Origin of the sequence: Anaeromyxobacter paludicola, assembly GCF_023169965.1 — a bacterium.
GTDB lineage: Bacteria > Myxococcota > Myxococcia > Myxococcales > Anaeromyxobacteraceae > Anaeromyxobacter_B > Anaeromyxobacter_B paludicola.
In genome coordinates this window covers 4552316-4572403 of sequence record NZ_AP025592.1, presented here as the reverse complement: position 1 = coordinate 4572403, position 20088 = coordinate 4552316, and the positions used below count along the sequence as shown (strand labels likewise).

Sequence of the window (20088 nt, the reverse complement as noted above, 5' to 3'; positions counted from 1 at the left end):
GGCTCCGTCCTGGCACGTCTACATGCTGCGGTGCCGGGACGGGACGCTCTACACGGGCGCGACCGTCGATGTCGAGGAGCGGGTGAAGCGCCACGCCGCCGGCAAGGGCGCGCGCTACACCCGCTCTCGGCTGCCCGTGAAGCTCGTCTACCGCGAGCCCGCCCTCGACCGCTCCGCCGCGCTCCGGCGCGAGGCCGCCCTGAAGCGGCTCACGCGTCCCGAGAAGCTGGCGCTGGTGAGGCGAGCCGCTGCTCCAGCAGCCCGAGCAGCTCGGCCGACTGGAACGGCTTCTCGAGGTAGCACCGCCCGCCGGCGAGGAAGTCGCGCGCGGCCGGGGTGAAGGCGCCCCCCGTCATGTAGACCATCGCGGCGCAGGCCTCGGGCACGAGCTCCCGGAGCTTCTCCTCGAGGGCCATGCCGGTGAGCTCCGGCATCATGAGATCGCACAGGACGAGGTCGAACCGCTCGCCGGCGAGGAGCCGGACCAGCGCCTCGCGCCCGTCGGTGAGCACCTCGACGTCGTGACCCGCGAGCATGCGGCGCACGCTCCGCCCGATGAGCGGCTCGTCGTCCACCACGAGGACGCGGCCGCGGCGAGCGGCGGCGGGCCGGGCCTCGGCCCCCGTCGCCGGGGCGGCCTTCGGCGCGCTCGGCGCGCTCGAGCCGGCGGGCGCGCTCGACGAGGCGGGCGCGAAAGCGGCGGGAGGCGCGGCCGGCGACCCGGGAGCGGGGGCCGTCGCCGCCTCCGAATGCCCCGGCCCGTCGCAGGGCGGGAGCAGTACGCGGAACACGCTCCCCTTCCCCTCCTCGCTCTCGAAGGCGATCTCCCCACCGAGCCCACCCACGATCCCGCTGCAGATCGAGAGCCCGAGCCCGGTGCCGACGCCCTGCGGCTTGGTGGTGAAGAAGGGCTCGAAGATGCGGGCCCGCAGCGCCTCCGGGATCCCGGCGCCGCTGTCGGCCACCTCCACCTCGGCGCGGCCGTCGGCGGCGGTCCGGGTCGTCACCCGGATCCAGTGGCGGCTCGCCTCGCCCTCGGGGATGGCCTGCGAGGCGTTGACGAGCAGGTTCACCAGCACCTGCCCGAGCTGCCGGGCCGGGGCCTCGACCGGCGGCACCGGGCCGAGCTCCACCGACAGCCGCGCGCGGTGCCGGACCTCGTTGGCGGTCAGGCGCAGCGCGTCCCGGACCTCGTCGTGCAGGTCCACCACCCCGCGCCGGGACTCCACCTCGCGCGAGACCATCTTGAGGTCGCGGACGATGTCGGCCACGCGCGACGCGCCCTGCTGGGCCTCGCGCAGGACGGCCATCAGCTCCGGCCCCGTGACGCAGCGTCGCTCCCCGCACTCCGCGAGCTGCTCGCCGAGGTACTCGAGGTTGGCGCTCACGAAGGTGAGCGGGTTGTTGATCTCGTGGGCCACGCCGGCCGCGAGGGTGCCGAGGCTGGCGAGCCGGCTCGCCTGCTCGGCGCGCAGCTCGCTCTCGCGGAGCGCCGACTCGGCCTGGAGCCGCTCCGAGAGCGCCGCCGCGAGGAGCAGCGTGGTGCTCACGGTCACGAGCAGGAAGAGCTGCAGGGGGAGGTTCGAGTCGTCCGGGAGCGTGACCGCGAACCAGCCGTGCGAGGTGCACCAGGCGCCGACGCCGGCGAGCAGCACCGCCGCCGCCGAGGCCCCCCGGGCGCCGAAGCGGAGCGCCGCCCAGACCAGGAACGGGAGGAGCACGTACTGGAGCTCGAGGCCGCCGTCGCCGTGCTCGAGGACGACGGCCGCGGCGAAGCCGAGGGAGACGGCGAGCGCGAGCCCCTCCAGGCACTTCCGCCAGCTCGGCAGCCGGAGCGGCCGTCCGGTCCAGGAGAGGACGAAGGGCGCGATGACCAGCACGCCGAGGCCGTCGCCGGCCCACCAGGAGAGCCAGGTGTCGAGGAAGGCGCGGCCGGGGAGCCGCCAGATCACCTCGAGCGTGCCGATGGTGGCGCTCAGCGTCGTCGAGAGCAGCGCCGCGAGGGCGAGGATCCCGAACACCTCCGGCACGCGCTCGCAGGTGATGCGGCGGGTGAGGGTGCGCCGCAGGAGCCACGCGCCCGCGGACGCCTCGAGGACGTCGCCCGCCCCGTAGATCGCGGCGCTGAAGAGGCTCCGGTTCGCCAGCGCCCCGGACGCCAGCTCCGCCGCCATCGCCGCGGCCGCGAGCCTCCACCACCGGTCGCGCTTCGAGAGCAGCAGGCCGGCGAGGAACCAGCCGCTCGCCGGCCAGAACGCGCCGAAGTCGCTGTGGTGGGTGTTGAGGTAGTCGCCCGCCCGCAGGAGCGCGAAGTGGCCGATGGCGAACAGGAGAAGTGGCATCGTCTTGACCCAGAGGGTCACAAAAGCCCCGGCCCGAAGACCCAGGTCCGCCTTCGTCTCGAGGCGAAAACGCTCCCAGGATCGAAGCCAGCGCCATCGGACGGGTGAACCCAACCGGCGGCGGTCCAGGGAGGCTGCAAGCCACGCGCCCGCGTCGAAGGGCGCGAACGGACGAGCGATCGCCCGGACCTTGGGGTGACCCGCCCTTTCCCACCCGGACAGACAGCCACCCGCCTCCACCCACAGGCGCACGATCGCGCCACGCGTGTTGACCACGCGTCATCGACCATCCGAAGCGGAAACCAGATGAAGCGCGCGACGCAAGGCGTCCTCGGGGGCGGGCTGGCGCTCGTCGTCGTGGGGAACCTGGCCGGCAGCGGCGGGGCCGGGCAGTCCCAGCCCCGGGGAGCCGCGAGGCCCACGGGTGCGCCGGTGTTAGGCTCCCGCTCGGGACCGCGCCGGCGCGCGGCGCCCGCAGGAGGAGCCGTGAGCACGAGCAGGGTGGAGCGGCAGCCGGCGCTGGTGACGGGCGCGTCGAGCGGCATCGGGGCCGCGCTGGCCCGGGTGCTCGCCCAGAACGGCCACGACGTGTTCCTGGTGGCGCGGAGCGCCGACGCCCTCGTCGAGCGCTGCGCCAGCCTCACGCGCGAGTTCGGGGTGCGGGCGGAGCCACTCCCGTTCGACCTCACCCGGCGCGAGGCGCCGCAGGAGCTGCACCGGGCGCTGCGCGACCTCCGCGCGCAGATCGGGATCCTCGTCAACGACGCGGGGGTGGCGGTGCACGGCGCCTTCGGCCGCACCGACCTCGCCGCCGAGCTCGAGCTCATCCAGCTCAACGTCGCCGCCCTCACCCACCTCACCAAGCTGATGCTCGGCGCGATGCAGGCGCGGCAGGCCGGGCGCATCCTCAACGTGGCCTCGACCGCGGCCTACGTCCCCGGCCCGTTCATGGCCGTCTACTACGCCTCGAAGGCCTACGTGCTCTCGCTCTCGGTGGCGCTCGCGGAGGAGCTCGCCGACAGCGGCATCACCGTGACCGCCCTCTGCCCCGGCCCCACCCGCACGCCGTTCGAGCAGAAGAGCGGCGTCGGGCGCACGCCGCTCTTCCGCGGCGGCAACGTGCTCGACCCGGAGCGGGTGGCGCTCGCCGGCTACCGCGGGCTCATGGCCGGGCGGCGGGTGGTCATCCCCGGCTTCCGCAACAAGCTCCTCGCCGCCGCCGCCGGCCTCGGGCCGAAGCGGATCGCGGCGCGGATCACGCGGGCGTGGCAGGAGCCCGATCTCTAGCGGGCTCGCCCTCGGCGGCCCGCGCCACCCGCTCCACCTCCGTCGCGAGCCGCAAGAGCCCCTCCTCGCGCCAGGCCCGCGCGCGCCCGAAGAGCGCCTCGGCGTCGTCCCGCGCCCGCCGGCCGAGCTCGCCGAGCCCGTCCGCGAGCGCGCCCGGCCCCGCGCCGTCCTCCGCGAGCGCCCCCAGCTCCCCCGCGAGCACGTGCCGGTCGTGGAGCTCGCCCAGGAGGTCCTGCAGCTCCTTGAGCGCCGCCACCGCCTCCTTCGAGGAGGCCCGCGCGCTCTTCCGCAAGGGCTCGAGCAGGTAGCGCAGCCGCTTCGCGGCGATGCGGGCCCGGTGCGCCCGCGCCTCGTCGCTCGCCCCGGCGACGCGCCAGAGCCGGCGCTCCACCTCGCGCTGCGCCTCGCGCAGCCGCTCCGCCAGCGCCCGCCCGAACGGCGCGCGGCCCGCCCCGCCCGCCTCGAGGCGGCGCGCCAGCCGGCGCGAGAGCCGGGCCGAGAGCCGGTCCCAGCGCGGCACCGCCCGGTCGCGCAGGCGCGCCGCCTCCGCGCCGCGGCGAGCCTCGTACCGGGCCGCGAGCCGGTCGGCCGCGGCCTGCCCCGCCGGCGACAGCCCCTCGCGCGCCGAGGCGAGCCAGGCCCGCTGCACCTCGGCGTCGCGCGCCGGCCCGGTCCAGGCGGCCACCTCCTTCACCGCCCGCGCGAGCGGCCCGCCCGCCTTCCCCGGCAGCGCCGCCCGCCAGGCCCGGAGCGCGCTCCGCAGCCGGCGCAGCGCCACCCGGAAGTCGTGCAGCGCCTCGTCGTCCTCGCCGAGCCGGAGCCGCCACGCCGCCTCGTCCGCCTCGCGGCAGAGGAGCAGCGCCACGCGCGCGGCGCCCCGCTCCGCCGGGAGGTCCAGCAGGTCGTCGCCCGGCTTCACGCGTCCCCCAGCTTGCGGAGCTGCTTCGCGGTGAGGAGCCAGCCCAGCCGGGCCGACCCGGCGCGCGGCGCGCGCGGGAGCTCGAGCAGGCACGCCCCGCCCTTCTCGAGCTCGAAGAGCGGGCCCGGCGCTCCCAGGAGGAACGCCGCCAGGGCCGGCAGGTGCGGCGCGTGACCGGCGACGAGCGCGGTGGACGCCACCGGCTGCCGCCGCAGCCACGGGAGGAGCGCCCCGGGCGGCGCCTCCGGGCGGAGCGCGTCGAGCTCCTCCGGGTCGTCCGGGCCCCCGAGCTCGTCCGCCGCGATCCGCGCCGTCTCCACCGCCCGCGCGAGCGGGCTCGCCGCCCAGGCGTCCACCTCGTCGAGGAGCCGCGCCAGCCCCCGCGCGCCGCGGGCGAGCTTCTTGCGGCCGGGGCGCGTCAGCCGGCGCGCCTCGTCGCCGCCCGGCGCGCGGTCCTCGGCGATGCCGTGGCGGAGGAGGACGAGCTTCACGAGGTGCAGTATGGGCGCGCGCCGCGGCGCCCGGGGCCGCCCAGCGGGGGCGGCGCCGCGGCTCGCGCGGGGCCTTCCGCGGGGCACCGGCTGCCGAGGCCCCGGTCACTCCTCAGGCCCACTCGAACTCGGCCGTGAAGTGGCGCAGGTAGCGGGACTGCTTCGCGAAGCGGACCCCCCGCACGCTCGCCGCCTCCCGCTTCAGCTCGCAGACCACCTCGGCGGCGTAGTCGAAGTGGCTCTGGGTGTAGACGCGCCGGGGGAACGCGAGCCGCACGAGCTCCATCGGGTGGTACGTCTCGGTGCCGTCCTCGAGCCGCTTGCCGAACATGACCGAGCCCACCTCCACCCCGCGGATCCCGCCCGCGAGGTAGAGCGCGTCCACGAGGGCCCAGGCCGGGTAGTCGGCCGGGCCGAGGTGGGGCAGGAAGTCCCTGGCGTCGAGGTAGACCGCGTGCCCGCCGGTCGGCTCGACGATGGCCACCCCGCCCTGGCGGAGCTTCTCGCCCATGTACTCGGCCGTCCGCAGCCGGTAGCGCAGGTAGTCCTCGTGCAGGATCTCCTCGAGCCCGACCGCGAGCGCGTCGAGGTCGCGGCCCGCGAGCCCGCCGTAGGTCGGGAAGCCCTCGGTCAGGATGAGGAGGTTCCTCGCCGGCTCGACCCAGCGGTCGTCGCGCAGGGCGAGGAAGCCGCCGATGTTCACGAGCGCGTCCTTCTTGGCGCTCATGGTGCAGCCGTCGGCGAGGGAGAACATCTCCCGCGCGATCTCCTTCACCGCCCGCTCGCCCTGCCCCGGCTCGCGCAGCTTCACGAACATAGCGTTCTCGGCGAAGCGGCAGGCGTCGAGGATGAGCGGCTTGCCGTGGCGCGCGAGGAGCGCGCGGTAGGCGCGCAGGTTCTCGAGCGACACCGGCTGCCCGCCGCCCGAGTTGTTGGTCACGGTGATCATCCCGAACGGCACCCGGTCGCCTCGCGTCCGCAGGAGCGCCTCGACGCGCTCGAGGTCGATGTTCCCCTTGAACGGGTGGGGAGTCCGCGGCTCGAGCCCCTCGCGGATCACGAGGTCGAGCGGCTCGGCCCCCGCCACCTCGAGGTTGGCGCGGGTGGTGTCGAAGTGGGTGTTGGACGGGACGAGGTCGCCCGGCCGCGCCGCCACCGAGAACAGGATCCGCTCCGCCGCCCGCCCCTGGTGCGTCGGGATGACGTGGGCGTACCCGGTGAGGTCGCGCACCGCCGCCTCGAAGCGGAAGAAGCTCTCGGCCCCGGCGTAGCTCTCGTCCCCCTCCATCATCGCCGCCCACTGGTGGGCCGACATCGCCCCGGTGCCGGAGTCGGTCAGGAAGTCGAGGAGCACGTCGCGGGCCCGCAGCCGGAAGACGTTGAGGCGCGCCTCGGCCAGGAGCGCCTCCCGCTCCGCGCGGGTGGTCATGCGGATCGGCTCCACCGACTTGATCCGGAACGGCTCGATCATGGTCTTCGGCATGACGGAGAGGTAAATGGGGAGCGATGCCCACGCCCGCCGAATGGCTCTCCGACCTCGCCGTCTTCGCCGAGGTCGCGCGCACCGGCGGCTTCACCGCCGCCGCCGGGAAGCTCGGCGTCTCCAAGTCGGCCGCCAGCAAGGCGGTGGCGCGGCTCGAGGCGCGGCTCGGCGCGCGGCTCCTCTCGCGCACCACGCGGCGGCTCGCGCTCACCGAGGCCGGGCGCGTCCTGCAGGAGCACGCGCTGCGGGCGCTCTCGGAGGCCGAGGCCGGCCAGCGGGAGGTGGAGGCGCTCTCGGCGAGCCCCCTCGGCACGCTGCGCGTGAACGGCCCGGTCTCCTTCGGCGAGCTCTTCCTCGCCCCCGCCATCCCCGCCCTGCTGGCCCGCCACCCCGGGCTGCGCGTGGACCTCTCCCTCGAGGACCGGCTCATCGACGCCGCCACCTCCGGCTACGACGTGGTGGTGCGGATCGCCCCGCTGTCCGACTCGACGCTCGCGGTCCGGAAGCTCTCGCGCAACCGCACCGTGGTGGTGGCCTCGCCCGCGTACCTCGCCGCCCGCGGCACGCCGCAGCGGCCCGCCGACCTCGCCGGGCACGACTGCCTGCACTACACCAACGTCAGCCGCACCGAGGAGTGGCGCTTCAAGGGGCCGCGCGGCCCCTACTCCGTGCCGGTGACCGGGAGCTTCGAGTCCTCGAGCGGCAACGCCATCCGCGCCGCCGCCATCGAGGGGCTCGGGGTGGCGATCATCCCCGAGTTCATGGTCGCCCCCGACGTGCGCGAGGGACGGCTCACCGCGCTCCTCGAGGCGCACATGCTGCCGCCGCGGAGCGTGATCCAGGCCCTCTTCGCCCCCGGCCGCCCCACGCCGCCGAAGGTGCGCGCCTTCGTCGACCACCTCGCCGCCCGGCTCAAGGAGGCGGGGCTGGCGCCGGCGTAGCCGCTGACCGCGCGCCCCGACCCTGGACGCCCACGCCCAGCGGGGTGTAGTCCTGCGCGCCATGATGCCGAAGCACCTCCGGAGCGCCCTCCTCGTCCCCGCCCTCCTGCTCGCCTCCGGCTGCGCCCACCGGCTGTCGATCCCGTCGCCGGGCGCCGCCCCGCCCGCGCCGCTGCCGGAGCTGCCCGACTCCACCCTCGAGCTCCCGGTGACCCTGGAGCTCTCCGAGGCGGCCCAGCTGCTGGAGCGGGAGGTGCCCGCGCGCATCGACGCCACCCGCGACTGGACGATGGTCGCGAACGACCGGGTGGGCATCAAGTACGCCCTCACGCGCGCGCCGATTCAGCTCGCCCTCGACGGCCCGCGCCTCGCCGCCGCGGTCACCGCGAGCTACCAGGCCGAGGCCTGCCTGAAGAGCCCGCTCTCCTTCGGCGGCCAGAGCTGCCCGCGGGTCGCGAGCTGCGGCATCGGGGAGCGGCCGCGGGCGGTGCGGCTCGAGCTCCGCTCCGAGGCGTCCTGGTCGCCCGACTGGCGGCTCGCCACCCGCAGCCGCTTCGACGTGACCTACCCGGACCCGTGCCAGGTCACCTTCCTCCACTACGACGTGACGCCGCACCTCGACGGCTACCTGCGCCCCCAGCTCGCCAAGGCCGCGGCCGACCTCGACGCACGGGTGGCGCGGGCCGCCGACCTGCGCGCCCGCGCCGAGGAGGCCTGGAAGCGGCTCGCCCAGCCCATCCCGCTCCCCGGCAACGCCTTCCTGCTGCTCCACCCGCGCGCCGCCCACGTCTCGCCGCTCTCCGGGCGCGGCCTGTCGGTGGACTTCACCGTCGGCCTCACCGCGAGGCCGGTGGTGCACCTCGGCGCGCCCCCCGCCGAGCCCCCGCCCGCGCTCCCCCGGCTCGAGGTCTCGCAGGGCGCCGCGCCCGGGTTCCACGTCGCGCTCGACGGCCGCATCCCGTACGCCGAGGCCAACCGGCAGCTCGCGGGCCAGCTCTCCGGGAAGTCCTTCGACGCCGGCGGGCACACCGTCACCGTGCGCGACCTCTCGGTGTCGGGCGCCGGGGGGCTCGCCGTGGTGAAGGCCCACGTCGCCTCCGGGCCCATCGAGGGCGACCTCTACCTCGTGGGCCGTCCCGTCTACGACCCCGCCACCGCCACCATCTCGCTCGCCGACCTCGACTACAGCCTCGAGACCCGCGACGCGCTCTCCGCCGGGCTCGAGTGGCTCCTGCGCGGGACGCTGCTCGAGAAGCTGCGCGAGAAGGGCCGCTTCGCGGTCGGCCCGCGGCTCGAGGCGCTGCGGTCGCAGGTGGAGACCGGGCTCAACCGGACGCTCGCGCCCGGGATCTCGCTCTCCGCCCAGGTGCGCAGCCTGCGGCCCGTGGCGGTGCAGGCCGCGGAGGACGCGCTCGTGGCCCGGGTCGAGGCGGAGGGGCAGGCGAAGCTGCTCGTGGCGGGCCTGCGCCCTTGAGCGCCCGGCGAGCCCTTGCCCCCTCTTGCGTGCCCCTTCTTCTCCTCGGAGGAGGCCGGTCCTAGCTTCGTCGAAGAGCGGAGCGCGAGACCATGGCGACGATGCTGGTGATCCTGGGGGCGGTGGCGGCGGTGGGCGCGGCCGAGCTGGCCGGCAGGCTGCGCGAGCCGAAGCGGGCGCGGCGGCCGCAGCTGCGGGTGGTCTGGGACGCCGACCGCGACTCCGACCGGGCCGCCTGAGGCGAGGCCCCGAAAGCCCGCCGCCGGCCCCGGCGCGAGCGCGTAGATGGGGCCCATGCGCGCCGCAGTCCTGTCCCGCTTCGGCGGGCCCGAGAACCTCGAGCTGAAGGACGTCGAGAAGCCAGCGCCCGGCCCCGGGCAGCTGCTCGTCCGGGTGATCTGCGCCTCCGTGAACCCGGTGGACGCGAAGCTCCGGCACGACGGCTCGTGGGCCGGCCTCTCTCCGCCGGTGATCCTCGGCTACGACGCCTCCGGCGTGGTGGCCGGGGCCGGGCCGGGCGCCACCCGCTTCAAGCCGGGCGACGAGGTCTATTACACCCCGGAGATCTTCGGGAACCCGCACGGGAGCTACGCCGAGTACGAGGTGGTCCCGGAGGCGATCGTCGCCCCGAAGCCGGCCGGCCTCGGCCACGCGCAGGCCGCGTCGATGCCGCTCGCCGGCGGGACCGCCTACGAGGCGCTGGTGCGGCGGCTGCGGGTGCAGGTCGGCGAGGTGGTGCTCGTGCACGGCGGCGCCGGGGGGGTCGGCTCCTTCGCCGTGCAGATCGCGCGCGCCGCCGGCTGCCGCGTCATCGCCACCGCCGGGCCGGAGAACCAGTCCACCCTCCACCGGCTCGGCGCCGACCACTGCCTCGACTACACCGGCGGCGGCGTCGCGAAGGCGGTGCTCGAGCTCACCGGCGGCCGCGGCGTGGACGCCGTCTTCTCGACCGCGGGCGGCCAGACCATCGCCGAGTCGCTCCCGGTCACCCGCCCCGGCGGCCGGCTCGCCACCATCCTCGGCCCGGGCGTGGACCTCGACCTCCTCTACCCGCGCAACCTCACGCTCCACGGCGTCTTCCTCACCCGCGAGGCGGCCCGCCTGGAGGAGCTGGGACGCCTGGCGGAGCGGGGACAGGTGCGGCCGCTCGTCGAGGCGGTGCTCCCGCTCGAGCAGGTCGCCGACGCCCACCGGCGCATGGACTCGGGCCACGGCCGCGGGAAGCTGGTATTGCAGGTGGCGCAGCACGACTGAGTCCAGGAGGGACACATGAGCCGAGCCATCCGCTTCCACCAGACCGGCGGCCCCGAGGTGCTGACGCTCGAGGAGGTCGAGGTGGGGGAGCCCGGCCCCGGCCAGGCGCGGGTGCGCCACCAAGCCATCGGGGTGAACTTCGTCGACACCTACCACCGCACCGGGCTCTACACGCTCCCGCTCCCGGCCGGCCTCGGCGTGGAGGGGGCCGGGGTGGTCGAGGCGGTCGGCCCCGGCGTCGCGCACGTGCGCGCCGGCGACCGCGTCGCCTACCAGGGCGGCCCCCCGGGCAGCTACTCCGAGCGGCGGGTCCTCCCCGCCGACCGGCTGGTGAAGCTCCCCGACGCCGTCTCCTTCGAGGACGCCGCCGCGCTCATGCTGAAGGGGCTCACGGTGGAGATGCTGGTCCGCCGCGTCCACGCGGTGAAGCCGGGCGAGACCGTGCTCTGGCACGCCGCCGCGGGCGGGGTCGGCCTCATCGCCTGCCAGTGGCTGAAGGCGATCGGCGCCCGCGTGATCGGCACGGTCGGCTCCGACGAGAAGGCGGCGCTGGCGCGGGCGCACGGCTGCGACGAGGTCGTCGTCTACACGCGCGAGGACTTCCCCGCGAGGGTGAAGGCGCTCACGGGCGGCGCCGGGGTGCCGGTGGTCTACGACTCGGTCGGGAAGGCCACCTTCGACGGCTCCCTCGACTGCCTCGCGCCGCGCGGGATGATGGTGAGCTTCGGGAACGCCTCCGGCCCGGTGCCGCCGGTCAGCCCCCTCACCCTCGGGGTGAAGGGCTCGCTCTTCCTCACCCGCCCCTCGGTGATGGCCTACACCGCGGATCGCGGCGAGCTCGAGCAGGCGGCCGCGGCGCTCTTCGCGCTGGTGGCCGCGAAGAAGATCGCGGCCGAGATCGGCCGGCGCTACCCGCTCGCCGAGGCCGCCCAGGCCCACCGCGACCTCGAGGGGCGGCGGACCACGGGGTCGGTGCTGCTCCTGCCCTGACATCGCGGCTGGCGACTTCGCCGGCGCGGGGTAGGATGCCGCACCGTGATCGAGCTCTTCGCGAGGACCAGCGGGACCTGGGTGAACGTGGCGACGGTGGCGGGGGGCACGGCCCTCGGCCTGCTCGTCGGCGCGCGGCTCCCCGAGAAGATGGGCCGGACCCTGATGCAGGTGCTCGGGCTCGTCACCGCCTACGTCGGGCTCAGCATGGCGGGCAGCCTGCGCTCCATCGAGAGCGCCCGGCTCCCCGGCGTGATGGTGGCGCTCGTCGGGCTCGCGCTCGGCGGCCTCGTCGGCGAGGCGCTCGGGATCGAGGAGCGGCTGGGGTCGCTCGGCGAGACCCTGCGGCGCCGCTTCCGCGGCTCGGGGCGGTTCACCGAGGGGTTCGTGACCGCGAGCCTGCTCTTCTGCGTCGGCCCGATGGCGATCGTCGGGTCGCTGCAGAACGGGCTGTCGCACAAGAACGCCATCCTGGTGCTCAAGGCGGCGCTCGACGGGATCGCGTCGATCGCGCTCTCCGGCGTCTACGGGATCGGCGTGGGCTTTTCCGCCCTCACCGTGCTCGCGCTCCAGGGCGGCCTCAGCCTCGCCGCCGGCGCGCTCGCCGCCTCGCTGCCCGATCCGTCCACCGACCCGAGCGTGCTCGTCATCACCGGCACCGGCGGGCTCATGATCATCGGCATCGGGGTGAACCTCATGGTGGCGGGGCTCGGCGTCGAGGACCGGCGCGTGCGCGTCGGCGCGCTCCTGCCGGCGCTCGCCATCGCGCCCGTGCTGCACGCCCTCGTCCACTGAGGGGCCGCCCGGCGCGCCAGCGCGCGCCGGACGCGCAGCCGGTCCACGCCGAAGCTCGAGAACAGCCGCGCCTCCTCCGCCGTCACGCCCTGCACCCGCACCCGCCGCGCCCGCGGCGAGGTGATGCCGGCCGCCAGCACCGCGGCCCCGAACCCGTGGAACTCCTCGATCGCGCCGAGGTCCACGATGAACGCGTCCGACGGGCTCGCCTCGATCGCGTTGCGCACGGACCAGGCCGACGAGCCGTCGAAGCGCCCGTGCAGCTTGAGCACCATGACCGGACCGCGGCGCTGCATCTCGAGGCTCGTGTTCACCGTCGGTTCCCCCTTTCGCGCTTGAAGGATAGGAATCGGTCGGGGCCCGGGTAAGTGGCAGTGCAAAAACCGAAAGCGGAATGGGGCTCGCGAGGACCCCGGCGAGGCCGCAACTTCCAGGGAGAGGAAGGACCCGGATCCGGCGCGCATGGCGGCCCTGTCCCACAAGGTGCAGAACGCGATGGACGAGGCTCGCATCCTCATCCTGGGGACGCAGATCCTCATCGGGTTCGGCTACCGCTCCTTCTTCGAGCCGGGGTTCGAGCGGCTCCTGCCCCTCGAGCAGGCGCTCAAGTTCGCGAGCCTCTGCCTGCTGCTCTGCGCCTTCTGCCTGCTCGTCCTGCCGGCGGCCCACCACCGGCTCGTGGAGGGGGGGAACGACACGCCGGGCGTCCACCGCTTCACGACCCGGGTGCTCGACCTGGCGCTCGCCCCGTTCGCGCTCGCCCTCGGGCTCGAGGTGGCGGTCGCCCTGGCGCCGCTCTCCCGGGCGGCCCGGCTGCCGGGGGGGATCCTGGCGGGCGCCACGGCGGCCGGCTTCTGGTACGCGCTCACCCTCGGGGTGCGGCTCCGCCGCCCGCATCCGGTGACGGAGGAACCCGTGAAGCCCACCCCCCTCGACGAGAAGATCCAGCACGTCCTCACCGAAGCTCGCATGGTGCTCCCGGGCGCGCAGGCGCTCCTCGGCTTCCAGTTCGCCGTGAGCCTCATGGACAGCTTCGACGAGCTGCCGCCGGCGGTGCGCTGGCTCCACGTCGGCAACCTCGGGTGCATCGCGCTCAGCGTGGTGCTGCTCATGACCCCGGCCGCCTGGCACCGGATCGTGGAGCGGGGCGAGGAGACCGAGCACTTCCACCGGATCGCGAGCCGGCTCGTCCTCGCCGCCATGGTGCCGCTCGCGTTCGGGATCTCGGGGGACCTCTTCGTCGTGGCGTGGCGCGCGTCCGAGGCGCTCGCGCCGTCGCTCGCCGCCGCCGGCGCCGCGCTCGTCACCTTCCTCGGCGCCTGGTTCGGCCTGACCCTCGCCCTGCGGGCCCGGCAGGAGCGGTCGCCCGCGGGGATGCGGGCGCCGGCGTAGGCCCCGGAGCGACCTCCCCGCACACCTGCCCGCGCCGGTCCCCCGGGCGCCCGGCCGGCGCGCCGCGGACCTTGCGTTCGCGCCCTCCTTCTGCTGTTCTTCGCGGCGGAGGCCTCCTGGGCATGAGCGAGTCATTCACGAAGGATCTGGAGGTCGGCTTCGAGAAGGTCGACGTCGAGCACCGGGCGCTGATGCGCCAGGTGGCGGCCGCCGTCGAGGCCATCGGCTCCGGCGACCGGGAGGCGGTCCACGCCGCCGTGGTGAAGCTCGGCGACTACCTCGTGTGGCACTTCTCCAGCGAGGAGCGGGTGATGGAGGAGACGCTCTACCCCGAGCGGGCGCGCCACAAGGCCGCCCACGATCTCTTCATGCAGGACTTCCTTCAGGTTTCAGAGGCCGAGAAGGCCGGCGAGGACCTCGCGGTCCTGGCCGAGTCGATCGGCCAGCGCATCCCGGAGTGGATCAAGTTCCACATCCAGGTGAACGACGCCCCCCTGGGCCGATATCTCGCCGCCCGCGACCGGAAGCCGGAGGCGGCCCGGCCGAGCGGCAAGGACAAGCCGTATCCATCCTGAGACGGCGTGGCGACGGTCGGCGCCGGCCTTCCCGGGGGGAGTCCCCCCAGCGGCCCGGTTGTGCTATGAGGGCGCCACCGTACACCCAGGCGGAGCCACGCTCGGCTGCCGCCCATGTCGGCTAGCCTGACGCGGTGCACCATGGAGACTTCGATTTGAGCCAGCGCATCCTCGTCACCGGCGCGGCCGGTTTCATCGGCAGCCACGTCAGCGCCATGCTCCTCGCTCGCGGGGACGAGGTGGTCGGCCTCGACAACTTCGACCCGTACTACGCGCCGGCCAACAAGCGGGCCAACGTGGAGGAGCTCGCCTCCGGCCCGAACGGCTCCGCCTTCCGGCTCGTGGAGGGCGACATCCGCGACCGCGCCCTGGTGGAGAAGCTCTTCGCCGAGGGCATCGACGCGGTGGTCCACCTCGCCGCGCTGGTGGGCGTGCGGGCCTCGCTCGAGATCCCGCACGACTACCTCGACGTGAACCTGACCGGCACGCTCAACCTGCTCGAGGCGGCCCGCCGCCGGCCGGTGCGGAACTTCGTCCTCGCCTCCACGTCCTCGGCCTACGGCAACACCGCCATCCAGCCGTTCATCGAGACCGATCCGGCCGACCGCCCGCTCGCGCCGTACGCCGCGAGCAAGCGGGCCGCGGAGATGCTGGCCCACAGCTACCACCACCTGTACGGCCAGGACGTCACCGTCCTGCGCTTCTTCACCGTCTACGGCCCGCGCAACCGGCCGGACATGATGGCGTACAAGGTGCTCGACAGCATCTTCACCGGGAAGCAGATCCCGCTCTACGGCGCCGGCGACATGTTCCGCGACTGGACCTACGTCGAGGACATCGCCCGCGGCGTCGTCCAGGCGCTGGACCGGCCGCTCGGGTACGAGATCCTGAACCTCGGCCGCGGCCAGCCGGTGCGCCTGCTCGACTTCATCCGCTGCATGGAGGAGTTCGCCGGCCGCAAGGCGCACCTCGTCCCGCAGCCCAAGGTCGACTCCGACGCCCTCACCACCTCGGCCGACATCGAGAAGGCCCGGCGGCTCATCGACTACGAGCCGCGGGTCTCGGTGCGCGACGGCGTGGGCCGGCTCTGGCGCTGGTACGCCCGCGCCATGTCGGCCGAGGAGAAGCCGGCGGCCCCGGCCCGGTCCCGCCCGAAGCTCGGGGTCGTGGATGGCCGCAGGTAGCACCGCGCCGGTCGAGCTCGAAGGCCGCACCACCCCCTTCCTCGGCTGGCAGAAGCTGCTCCTCGCGGCGCTCGCGCTCGCGGGCGTCTGGCTCCGGGTGCGCCACCTCTCGGCGGAGGGCTTCTCCGACGACGAGGTCCACAAGTGGCTCGCGGCGCTGCGCTACCTGAAGGGCGACTTCGGGGGCGACGACGTCGAGCACCCGATGCTCATGAAGTGGCTCATCGCCGGCGCGGCGTGGGCCTTCCCGCGCCTCGCGCCCGAGACCCTCACCCGGCTCCCCAACGCCGTCGCCGCGGGCGGCACCGTGGTCGCGGTGGCGCTCCTCGGGCGGCGCTACTTCGGGCGGGCCACCGGGCTCCTCGGGGCGGCGCTCTGCGCCCTCTCGACCACCTTCGTCGGCTACCAGCGCATCGCCAAGGAGGACACGCTCCTCGGGCTCTTCCTGGCGCTGCTGCTCTGGTGCCTGGGCGAGGCGCACGCCGCCGCGCAGGACGGGCGCGACCGCGACCGCCGCCGCTGGGAGGCGTGGGCCGGCGCGGCGCTGGGCGGGATGCTCGCCTCGAAGTACTTCATCTTCTTCGCGCCCATCCCGCTCTTCGCCTACTGGGCGCTGCGGGCCCGCGGCACGCGCTGGCGCATCCCCTTCTCGCGCTGGGTGATCCTGGGCGGGATCGCCCTGGTGGTCTTCGCGGCGGTCAACTGGGCGCCGTTCCTGCCGTCCACCTGGGAGTACATCGCCCACTACGTGGCCGGCGACGCCGTCGGCGACCGGGCCACGAGCGAGACGCTGCTGTTCCGGGGCCGGCTCTACGGCAACCTGGCCTTCAACTTCCACGGCGGCGTGCCGTTCTGGTTCCACCTCGCCTTCGCCTGGGTGAAGCTCGCGCCGCCGACGGCGGTGCTGGCCTTCGCCGGCCTCGCGCTCGCGCTCCTCCGGCGGCGCCCGGCGCACGTGGTCTTCCTCTGCTGGATCGGGACCTTCGTCCTCTCCTTCACCATCGCCTCGGCGATGTACGGCCGCTTCTTCGTCTCGGTCCTCCCGGCCTTCGCCCTGCTCGCGGCCCACGCCGCCCGGACGCTCGCCGCCCGCGTGCCGTGGCGCCCCGCCTTCCCGGCGCTGGCGGTGCTCATGGCCGGGACCGAGGCCCGCGCCGCGGTGGCCCACGCGCCCCACTACCGGCTCTACGTGAACGCCTTCGGCGGCGGGGACGGCGCGCTCGGCTGGTGGTTCCCGCACTGCGACTACTTCGACGCCGGCCTCCGGGAGGCGGTGCGCGCCATCGCCGCCCGCGCCGAGCCGGGCGCGGAGGTCGCGAGCGAGACCGAGTGGCCGGTCGAGTTCTACGCCGAGCAGGCCGGGCGCGACGACCTCGCCTACACCGTCCTCACCCGCAAGAGCGCCTGCCGCCAGGGACGCGTCTGCTACGTGGTCACCGCCGCGGGGCGGCTCTACCGGCACAACCAGGACGCCTTCGAGCGGCTCCGGGGCCGGGAGCCCTGGGAGACGGTCGCGATCCGCGGGGTGCCGGTGGTGAAGGTCTACCGGCTCGCGCCGGGCGAGCCGCTCTTCCCGCCGGCCGCAGCGGGCGCCGCGTCGCTGCGCTGAGGGCCCGCCGGCCTCGTCAGGCGGTCTGAGGGAGGGCCGTGCCCTCCGGCTCGCCCCGCCGGAGCAGCTGCGCGAGCTTCACCGCGAGCCAGGCGTCGCCGAGCACGGTGGTCACCGGGTCGAGCGGCGCCGCCCACTGCACCACCGTCACCACCGCGAAGGCGGCGAGGAGCCGGCGCCAGGCCGGGTCGCGCTCGACGAGGAGCAGCGGCAGCGCCCAGGAGACGTACCAGGGCTGGAACCAGGGCGTGGTGAGGAAGAGCGCGAAGAGGAAGAGCAGGTACCCGCGCGCCAGCCCGTCGAGGTCGCGGGCCCGCCACGCGGCGCGCGCGAGCAGCCCGAGGCACCCCACCGCCGAGGCGAGCGAGAGGACGCGGAACCAGACGCGCGACGCCTCGGGGTGGCCGAGCCCGTCGAGCACGAGGCAGCCCAGGTCCACGAGCGAGTGGGCGTGGCGCGGGACGCCGCCGCCCACGGTGATGAAGATGCCGCGCAGCGACGCCGCGGCCTGCGGGTCGGTGGCGTACGCCGCGCCGAGCACCGCGATCACGACGAGCCCCAGGCCGGCGGCGCGCAGGATCGAGCGGCGCCCCGCCAGCACGAGGTAGAGGCCGAGGAGGGGGGCCACCGAGAACTTCACCGCCGTCCCGAGCGCCAGGGCGGCGGCGGCGAGCCGCTCGCGCCCCCGGCTCGCGGCGACGAGGAAGGTCGTGACCGAGAGGAACAGCAGCGCGTCGTTGTGCCCTTGCCCCGGCAGCTCCCACGCGAGGAGCGGGCCCAGGGCGAGCGCCGCGAAGATCTCCTTCGCCTCCTCGTCCGGGCGGGCGCGCAGGTGGCGCTTCGCCAGCGCGAGCGCCGCGAGCAAGGCCGCGAGCATCATGGCCTTGAAGGAGAAGACGGCGCCCCAGAGCGGGCTCCCCAGGCGCTCCCCCGCGGCCGCCGCGCCCCGGGCGACGAGGTGCAGGAGCGGGCCGTACGGGCTCGGGTAGTCGTGGGTCCACTGCGCCGGGCCGAGGAGCGGCGAGGGCGCGAGCGCGTCCGGCGGAGCGGCGTACGGGCTCATGCCGGCCCGGGCCAGCCCCCCGTAGCAGAGGTAGCCGAAGAGGTCGCTCGAGGTGAGCGCGAGGGCCCCGAGCGCGAGCGCCTGGACGGCCACCGCGGCGCCCGCGAGCGCACGCCACGAGAGCCGCCCGGCCCGCGGCGCGAGCCGCAGGGCGCAGGCGCCGGCCAGGATGAGCCCCACCCCGCTCGTCGCGCTCGCGAGCACGAACGGCAGCGTGTGGGTGTCGATCCGGAGCGTGCCCTCGAGGGCGTAGCGGACCCAGGTCCCGGCGGCCGCGATCGCCATCCCGGCGGCGCAGCCGGCGGCGAGCCGCCGCTCCGCGCGGCCGGGGCCGAGCCGCTCCTCGCTCACCCCTGCCCTCCCCAGCGGCGCTGCCAGAGCAGGAACATGGCGGCGGTCCAGAGCGGCTTGCGGAGGTCGGCCTGGCCGGAGAGGTGGCGCTGCAGCATGGCGCGGAGCGCCGCAGGCTCGAAGGCGCCGGAGCGCTGGAGCGACCCCTCCGAGAAGAGGTCCTCGAAGAGCGGCCGGAGCGGCCCGCGGATCCAGGCGGCCACCGGGATCCCGAACCCCTTCTTCGGGCGGGAGAGGATCTCCTCGGGCACGATGCCGCGCAGCGCGTGCTTGAGCACCACCTTGGTGCTCCTCCAGCCCAGCTTGAGCGAGGCCGGCAGCCGCGCCGCGTACTCCACCACCTCGAGGTCGAGGAACGGCGCCCTCGCCTCGAGCGAGGCCGCCATCGAGGCCCGGTCGGCCTTCACCAGGATGTCGCCCTCGAGGTAGTGGGCGAGGAAGAAGCGCAGCGCCTCGTCCACCGAGCCGGGCCGCACGCCGCGGGCGGCGTCGCGGGCGGCGGCGGCGCGGACCGGGCCGAAGACCACCTCCGGCGTCGCCAGCGCGGCGAGCTCCGGCGAGAGCACGCGCGCGAGCTCGCCCGGCGCGAAGGCGCCGATCCAGGCCTGGTGGCGGAGCGACGGCTCGGCCCCGACCCCGCGCAGGAACTGCTTCAGCCGGAAGTCGAAGCTCATGTTCCGGTCCGACGCCGGCAGGAGCGCGGCGGCGCGCGAGGCGGCCGCGAGCAGCGGGGCGGGGATGCGGGCGGCGAGCGCCGCGGGCCCATGGGCGAGGAAGGTGTCGTAGCCCGCGAAGAGCTCGTCGCCGCCGTCGCCGGCCAGCGCCACCGTCACGTGCTTGCGGACGAAGCGCGACAGGAGCAGCGTCGGCAGCACGCTCGGGTCGGCGAAGGGCTCGTCGAGCTCCTCCACCGCCGCCGGGAGCAGGTCGAGCGAGGCGGTCGCCGAGAGCCGCTCCTCGTGGTGGTCGGTCCCGAGCCGCTCCGCCGCGAGCCGCGCCCAGCGCGACTCGTCGAAGCTCGCCTCCTCGAAGCCGATGGAGAAGGTGGCGACCGGCCGCGCGTGCCGGGTGGCGAGCGCGGCGATGGCGGTCGAGTCCACGCCGCCGGAGAGGAAGACGCCCACCGGCACGTCGGCCACCAGCCGCCGGGCCACCGCCCCCTCGAGCCGCTCCACCAGCCCCCGCCCCGCCTCGTCGAGCCGCTCCGGCGCGCCGCCCTCGAGCGGCAGCTCCCAGTACCGCCGGAGCCGGAAGCCCTGCGCGTCGAGCACCGCCACGTGGGCCGCCGGGAGCTTGAAGACGGCGTCCCAGACGCTGCGCGGCTGCGGCACGTACTCGACCGCCAGGTACTGGACGAGGGCGGTCCGGTCGAGCGCGCGCGGGACGCCGCCGTGGGCGAGGAGCGCCTTGGGCTCGGAGGCGAAGAGCGCGCCGGTGGCGGGCGTGAGCCCCTCGGCCGGCGGGGCGCGGAGGAACGCGCCCCCCTGGGCCAGGGCGTAGTAGAGCGGCTTCTTGCCCATCCGGTCGCGGGCCAGGAGGAGCTTGCGGGCGCGGGAGTCCCAGAGCGCCACCGCGAACATGCCGTCGAGCCGCTCGACGAACGGCTCGCCCCACTCGAGGTAGGCCCGCAGCACCACCTCGGTGTCGCTGCGGGTCTGGAAGGCGTGCCCCCGGGCGCGCAGCTCGGCCCGCAGCGCCTCGTGCCGGTAGCACTGCCCGTTGAAGACGAGGGTGCAGCCCCCGGCGCTCATGGGCTGCCCGCCGCCCTCGAGGTCGAGGATCGAGAGGCGCCGGTGCGCCAGCGCCGCCGGCCCCTCGAAGAAGAAGCCCTCGGCGTCCGGGCCGCGGTGGGCGAGCGCCGGGCCCATGCGCCGGACCGCCTCCGCGTCCGGGCTCCGGTCGAGCCGGACCTCGCCAGCGATGCCGCACATGGGCCGA

At 75.4% G+C, this 20088-nt stretch carries 17 protein-coding genes and 1 pseudogene; 12 read left to right on the top strand and 6 right to left on the bottom strand.

From position 1 onward, the window contains the following. The first annotated feature begins 22 nt into the window (after positions 1–22). Positions 23–340: a GIY-YIG nuclease family protein gene (locus AMPC_RS20340; protein ID WP_248343458.1), complete on the top strand. Its 318-nt coding sequence runs from the start codon at positions 23–25 to the stop codon at positions 338–340. Here the strand turns inward: AMPC_RS20340 and AMPC_RS20335 are convergent. Beyond that, positions 321–2342: pseudogene (locus AMPC_RS20335) on the bottom strand (MASE1 domain-containing protein); the annotation flags it as partial. The gene AMPC_RS20340 and the pseudogene AMPC_RS20335 sit on opposite strands and share 20 nt — an antisense overlap. Positions 2343–2828: 486 nt before the next feature. Between AMPC_RS20335 and AMPC_RS20330 the strand changes: the two are divergent. Further along, positions 2829–3629, top strand: a complete 801-nt coding sequence (locus tag AMPC_RS20330) for an SDR family NAD(P)-dependent oxidoreductase (protein WP_248343457.1) — start codon at positions 2829–2831, stop codon at positions 3627–3629. Here the strand turns inward: AMPC_RS20330 and AMPC_RS20325 are convergent. From AMPC_RS20325 to AMPC_RS20315, 3 genes are all read right to left on the bottom strand, one after another. Further along, positions 3598–4548 (bottom strand): CHAD domain-containing protein, encoded by a 951-nt coding sequence (locus AMPC_RS20325; RefSeq protein WP_248343456.1) that lies wholly within the window; start codon positions 4546–4548, stop codon positions 3598–3600. The genes AMPC_RS20330 and AMPC_RS20325 overlap by 32 nt on opposite strands. Then, positions 4545–5039 carry a SixA phosphatase family protein gene (locus AMPC_RS20320; RefSeq protein ID WP_248343455.1) on the bottom strand — a complete coding sequence of 165 codons (495 nt, stop codon included), beginning with the start codon at positions 5037–5039 and terminating at the stop codon, positions 4545–4547. The genes AMPC_RS20325 and AMPC_RS20320 overlap by 4 nt, the downstream gene beginning before the upstream one ends. A gap of 112 nt (positions 5040–5151) precedes the next feature. Further along, positions 5152–6522 carry a tryptophanase gene (locus AMPC_RS20315; protein ID WP_248343454.1) on the bottom strand — a complete coding sequence of 457 codons (1371 nt, stop codon included), beginning with the start codon at positions 6520–6522 and terminating at the stop codon, positions 5152–5154. Between the two features lie 23 nt (positions 6523–6545). On the opposite strand from AMPC_RS20315, the gene AMPC_RS20310 reads away from it, so the two are divergent. From AMPC_RS20310 to AMPC_RS20265, 10 genes are all read left to right on the top strand, one after another. Then, positions 6546–7463: a LysR family transcriptional regulator gene (locus AMPC_RS20310; RefSeq protein WP_248343453.1), complete on the top strand. Its 918-nt coding sequence runs from the start codon at positions 6546–6548 to the stop codon at positions 7461–7463. A 61-nt stretch (positions 7464–7524) separates the two neighbouring features. Further along, the gene (locus AMPC_RS20305; RefSeq protein ID WP_248343452.1) at positions 7525–8937 is read left to right on the top strand and encodes a DUF4403 family protein; all 1413 of its coding nucleotides are present in this window, start codon (positions 7525–7527) and stop codon (positions 8935–8937) included. A gap of 92 nt (positions 8938–9029) precedes the next feature. Continuing rightward, positions 9030–9176, top strand: a complete 147-nt coding sequence (locus AMPC_RS20300; RefSeq protein WP_248343451.1) for a hypothetical protein — start codon at positions 9030–9032, stop codon at positions 9174–9176. A gap of 55 nt (positions 9177–9231) precedes the next feature. Further along, positions 9232–10191, top strand: a complete 960-nt coding sequence (locus tag AMPC_RS20295) for a zinc-dependent alcohol dehydrogenase family protein (RefSeq protein WP_248343450.1) — start codon at positions 9232–9234, stop codon at positions 10189–10191. A 15-nt stretch (positions 10192–10206) separates the two neighbouring features. Continuing rightward, positions 10207–11181, top strand: coding sequence for a quinone oxidoreductase family protein (locus tag AMPC_RS20290; protein WP_248343449.1), 975 nt, complete (start codon positions 10207–10209; stop codon positions 11179–11181). 45 nt (positions 11182–11226) lie between these two features. Beyond that, entirely contained in the window at positions 11227–11976 is a 750-nt protein-coding gene (locus tag AMPC_RS20285; protein ID WP_248343448.1) for a DUF554 domain-containing protein, read from the top strand. A gap of 462 nt (positions 11977–12438) precedes the next feature. Next, on the top strand, positions 12439–13368 hold the full coding sequence (locus AMPC_RS20280; RefSeq protein ID WP_248343447.1) for a DUF6328 family protein: 930 nt from the start codon (positions 12439–12441) through the stop codon (positions 13366–13368). Between the two features lie 122 nt (positions 13369–13490). Then, positions 13491–13943 carry a bacteriohemerythrin gene (locus AMPC_RS20275; protein WP_248343446.1) on the top strand — a complete coding sequence of 151 codons (453 nt, stop codon included), beginning with the start codon at positions 13491–13493 and terminating at the stop codon, positions 13941–13943. Positions 13944–14098: 155 nt separating this feature from the next. Continuing rightward, positions 14099–15127, top strand: coding sequence for an SDR family NAD(P)-dependent oxidoreductase (locus AMPC_RS20270; RefSeq protein ID WP_248343445.1), 1029 nt, complete (start codon positions 14099–14101; stop codon positions 15125–15127). Next, positions 15114–16736: an ArnT family glycosyltransferase gene (locus tag AMPC_RS20265; protein WP_248343444.1), complete on the top strand. Its 1623-nt coding sequence runs from the start codon at positions 15114–15116 to the stop codon at positions 16734–16736. The genes AMPC_RS20270 and AMPC_RS20265 overlap by 14 nt, the downstream gene beginning before the upstream one ends. Positions 16737–16752: 16 nt before the next feature. Here AMPC_RS20265 and AMPC_RS20260 read toward each other — a convergent pair whose 3' ends face one another. After that, positions 16753–18150: a glycosyltransferase 87 family protein gene (locus AMPC_RS20260; RefSeq protein ID WP_248343443.1), complete on the bottom strand. Its 1398-nt coding sequence runs from the start codon at positions 18148–18150 to the stop codon at positions 16753–16755. Further along, on the bottom strand, positions 18147–20081 hold the full coding sequence (asnB, locus tag AMPC_RS20255; RefSeq protein ID WP_248343442.1) for an asparagine synthase (glutamine-hydrolyzing): 1935 nt from the start codon (positions 20079–20081) through the stop codon (positions 18147–18149). The genes AMPC_RS20260 and asnB overlap by 4 nt, the downstream gene beginning before the upstream one ends. Between the last annotated feature and the right edge of the window lie 7 nt (positions 20082–20088).

Bases quoted from the DNA above. Each gene is read 5' to 3' on its own strand.
- asnB (WP_248343442.1), bottom strand. From the start codon at position 20,081: ATGTGCGGCATCGCTGGCGAGGTCCGGCTCGACCGGAGCCCGGACGCG.
- AMPC_RS20265 (WP_248343444.1), top strand. From the start codon at position 15,114: ATGGCCGCAGGTAGCACCGCGCCGGTCGAGCTCGAAGGCCGCACCACC.
- AMPC_RS20290 (WP_248343449.1), top strand. From the start codon at position 10,207: ATGAGCCGAGCCATCCGCTTCCACCAGACCGGCGGCCCCGAGGTGCTG.
- AMPC_RS20340 (WP_248343458.1), top strand. From the start codon at position 23: ATGCTGCGGTGCCGGGACGGGACGCTCTACACGGGCGCGACCGTCGAT.
- AMPC_RS20310 (WP_248343453.1), top strand. From the start codon at position 6,546: ATGCCCACGCCCGCCGAATGGCTCTCCGACCTCGCCGTCTTCGCCGAG.
- AMPC_RS20280 (WP_248343447.1), top strand. From the start codon at position 12,439: ATGGCGGCCCTGTCCCACAAGGTGCAGAACGCGATGGACGAGGCTCGC.
- AMPC_RS20315 (WP_248343454.1), bottom strand. From the start codon at position 6,522: ATGCCGAAGACCATGATCGAGCCGTTCCGGATCAAGTCGGTGGAGCCG.
- AMPC_RS20300 (WP_248343451.1), top strand. From the start codon at position 9,030: ATGGCGACGATGCTGGTGATCCTGGGGGCGGTGGCGGCGGTGGGCGCG.
- AMPC_RS20305 (WP_248343452.1), top strand. From the start codon at position 7,525: ATGATGCCGAAGCACCTCCGGAGCGCCCTCCTCGTCCCCGCCCTCCTG.
- AMPC_RS20275 (WP_248343446.1), top strand. From the start codon at position 13,491: ATGAGCGAGTCATTCACGAAGGATCTGGAGGTCGGCTTCGAGAAGGTC.
- AMPC_RS20295 (WP_248343450.1), top strand. From the start codon at position 9,232: ATGCGCGCCGCAGTCCTGTCCCGCTTCGGCGGGCCCGAGAACCTCGAG.